This is a genomic window from Nonomuraea aridisoli (assembly GCF_003236395.1).
Lineage (GTDB): Bacteria > Actinomycetota > Actinomycetes > Streptosporangiales > Streptosporangiaceae > Nonomuraea > Nonomuraea aridisoli.
Genome location: NZ_POUD01000477.1, coordinates 1 through 3,464, shown reverse-complemented (window position 1 = coordinate 3,464; position 3,464 = coordinate 1). Strand labels below are relative to the sequence as shown.

Sequence of the window (3,464 nt, the reverse complement as noted above, 5' to 3'; positions counted from 1 at the left end):
GCGTTACCGCGTCCGCAACCCCTGACGCCACACCCGGCGCCCCCGCCCCCGTGCCGCGGCGCCTCTCTTGCCCCCCGGCAGCGGATGATCGATACTGCTCACTACCGGGGGGAAAGCGCCATGCACCATCACCGTCCACGAGCAGGGAGTGATCGCTGTGGCCTCTCCGCACCGCTACGTCCCCTCACGCCGCGACCTGCTGAGGTCCGGCATCTCGCTCGGCGCCGCCACCGGCGTGGCCGGCGTCGGCACCGCCGACGCCTCGACCGTCTTGGAACCACCGCGCGCCCAGGGCGAGCGCAGCATGGTGAACGTGCCGTTCGAGGGTTTCGAGAACGTCCGGGTCGGGCTCATCGGCCTCGGCAACCGGGGCGGGAGCCAGGACGTGCGCTGGGGCGCCGTCTCCACCGTCACCGCCGTGTGCGACATCCGTCCGGAACGGGTCAGCCGCACCATCGCCCGCATCATGCAGCAGGGCTTCCAGGACGTCGAGCCGGTCGGCTACTCCGCGGGCGAGCAGGACTTCCTCAAGCTCGTCCAGCGCGACGACATCGACCTGATCTACATCGCCACCCCGTGGGAATGGCACTACCCGCAGGCCAGGGCGGCCATGGAGCACGGCAAGCACGTCGCCGTCGAGCTGCCGATCTCCCCGCACCTGGACGAGATCTGGAGCCTGGTGCGCACGTCCGAGCGGACCCGCAAGCACTGCATGCTCCTAGAGAACGTCAACTACTTCCGTCCCGAGCTGCAGATGTTCAACATGGTCCAGGCGGGGCTCTTCGGCGACCTGCAGCACGGCTCCGGCGGCTACATCCACGACCTGCGCTGGCCGTACCTGTTCGGCGGCGCCTACCACCCCGAGTACTGGCGGCGGCGCTGGCAGACCCGGATGAACGCCCTGCACTACCCGATGCACGGCCTGGGGCCCGTCTCGGCCGCCATGGGCATCAACCGCGGGGACCGCTTCGACGAGCTGGTCGCCGTGGCCTCCCTGCCCAAAGCGCTGGTCCTGTTCCGCGAGGAGGACCCGCGGGTGGCCCCGGACCACTCGTCCTGGCAGGACAGGCCGTACATCTCGGGCGACCGGCACACCTGCTTCGTCACCACCGCCCGCGGCCGGTTCATCCGGGTCGAGCACGACGTGAACTCCCCCCACCCGTACACCAGGGAGACCACGCTCACCGGCACGCGGGGGTCGATCGAGCTCGACAACGCCCGGGTCTACCTCGAATCGCTCGGCCACAACGACCACACGTGGCGGACCGGCAGCGCCTACACCGCCATCCGCCAGCAGTACGACCACTGGTTATGGCCGTTGCTGGAAGGGCTGGCCGACCAATACGGCGGGCACGGCGGCGGCGACTTCGTCTCCATCTTCCGCCTCGTCCAGTTGATGCGGCTCGGCATGACGCCCGACATCGACGTCTACGACTCGGCGGCGTGGTGCTCGGTGATCCCGCTCAGCCACGAGTCGCTGAGGTCCGGCCGCCTGCGCCCGGTCAAGGTGCCCGACTTCACCCGCGGCCACTGGAAGGAGGCCCGGCCCACCTTCGACCGCCCGCAACCGGAGGACCCGCAGCTCAGGGCCGGTTCGACCGCCGGCCGCCGCGCCACCGGGATCATCGAGCCGGGCAGCAGCGAAGCGAACGGGGACGCCGACCCCGCACCGGGCGCCCGCAGCGGCCAGGGAGGCGGCTGACCGGCCCTGGACGGCCAGTGAGCGCGATCATCGGAACTCCCGAGGCCACGGCGAACCGCCCACTCGAGTGGGATCGGCTGCGGGAAGCAGCCACCGCGCAAGTAATGCGGGGAAATGCCCCGATCTGATGCGGCGTCGGCGGGGCCGGTCTACCGTCAAGCCATGCAGGCCGGAGTTCTCGCGAAGGCCGGCAAGTCGGCGAACGGCTCGGGGAGAAGAGCTCAGGGCGTCCAGTGCTGGATGACCTGGACTCGGTCGAAGCGGAGGTCTTCCAGGTCGGCTGCCGGGATTGTCCAGTACAGGGACATCTGGTTGAGGTACCCGATCCACTGGGCCAGCAGGACCCAGCCGTCGGTGTCCAGCTCGTCGCGGGCGCGGTTCTTGAAGAACGCTTCCACCGCGGCGGCGTACCGGACAGGGTCGGCGTGGGCCGCGGCGTACCGGACGGGGTCGCCGAACTCCTGCCCACGGGCACTGGCCCAGCCTCCGAGCTGCAGGTGAGGCCCGGGCCAACCGCCCGGCCACCGGGTGTCGTGCCAGGCTTGGCGCAGCCGTCCCGTGTTCTCGAACCGCGCGGCAAGAGGATCGGTGAACGTGGCCGCGTAGTACGTCGGCTCGTGGTCGGGCAGCGTCACCACCGACTGGGGGCGCAGCGGGTCGATCTCACGCAGGCCGGCCTCCAGGTCCGCGTGGGTCCCGATGCCGCTGCTGAGAGGGATCTCGTCGTTCGTGTAGTCGCTGTACTCGCGTGCGCGGTCGCCGAGCCCGGTGCCCGGCGGGAGGTAGTCCGCGGAGCCGAAGCCGTCCTCGTCGCCCAGCTCAGGGGTGGCGAAGAGGAGCAGGTGGCCGTCGGCGGGCAGCGGCAGACCGGTCGCGCCCGTGGGGATCGCCGACAGGTCGACCGTCGCGATGAGGTGGTTCTCATCCGGGCGCCGCTCCCGTATCGCCGAGTACGTGCCGTCCGGACCGGGGCCGGGTCGGCGCTCGTCACCGAACCATCCGGCCTCTGGCTCGTCTCCCGTCGGCGCGAGGACCACCGCCGGGCGGGCGAGTCCCGCCCACCGCTCGACCTCGTCGACGGGCACTCCCGCCACGAGGGCACGCTCGCGGAACATCGCGAGGCGGTCGGTCATCTCGGGCGTCAGCCGGGTCATGCAGGTCTCTCCCTCGTCCGTACGGTCTGATGGGGCGTCATCATGCCACTGCAAGGTGACATAATTCCGCGCTCGACGTCTCACCGGGCAAGGCGACCTGCGCCTAGGGTCGGTCGTGGCACGCCCGGGGCCGCCCTGGCGAGGCTGCAACGGGGCCGCTCTAGCTGGCCGATCACCGGTTGCCCCGAGTGGCGACCACCGTGGAGATCTCTGAGCCGCTTCTGGACGGGGCCGAGGCGTCCGCCCCGGACCTTTCCGGAGCCTGCTCCACGACCGCCAGGATCTGCCGGTAGACAGGCGTCAGCGTCGGCGTGCCCGCGGTGGTCTCGCCCGATTCGCCGGTCATCTCCAGGGTCGTCTCGCGGGTGACGCGCAGCCGGGACAGTACCTGCTCGGCTTCAGCCGCTGTGCGGCGATCTGCTCGCGCAAGCCGCGCTTGCGGCCGCGGCTCTTCTTTCCCGGATCACAGAACGCCCTCTAAGCTTGTTCTTTATCCTCCGGATCGTTGTGCTGAGCCACGTTTGATCGTTTCGCGGACAGCGAGACGGCCTTGAGTGATCATGTGCGGTGTCGAGTCGCTGCTGATCACTACAAGGCCGTGAGGGTGA

The 3,464-nt window shown here is 70.2% G+C and carries 3 protein-coding genes; 1 reads left to right on the top strand and 2 read right to left on the bottom strand.

Annotation, left to right across the window (positions count from 1 at the left end):
* Nucleotides 1–157 precede the first annotated feature (157 nt).
* The gene (locus tag C1J01_RS47070; RefSeq protein ID WP_111185554.1) at nt 158–1,702 is read left to right on the top strand and encodes a Gfo/Idh/MocA family protein; all 1,545 of its coding nucleotides are present in this window, start codon (nt 158–160) and stop codon (nt 1,700–1,702) included.
* 221 nt (nt 1,703–1,923) lie between these two features.
* Here the strand turns inward: C1J01_RS47070 and C1J01_RS47065 are convergent, their stop codons facing one another.
* A complete protein-coding gene (locus C1J01_RS47065; RefSeq protein ID WP_111185552.1) occupies nt 1,924–2,856 on the bottom strand; it encodes a hypothetical protein in 933 nt (310 codons plus the stop codon).
* Between the two features lie 172 nt (nt 2,857–3,028).
* On the bottom strand, nt 3,029–3,202 hold the full coding sequence (locus C1J01_RS50760) for a hypothetical protein (protein WP_181449357.1): 174 nt from the start codon (nt 3,200–3,202) through the stop codon (nt 3,029–3,031).
* Nucleotides 3,203–3,464 lie beyond the last annotated feature (262 nt).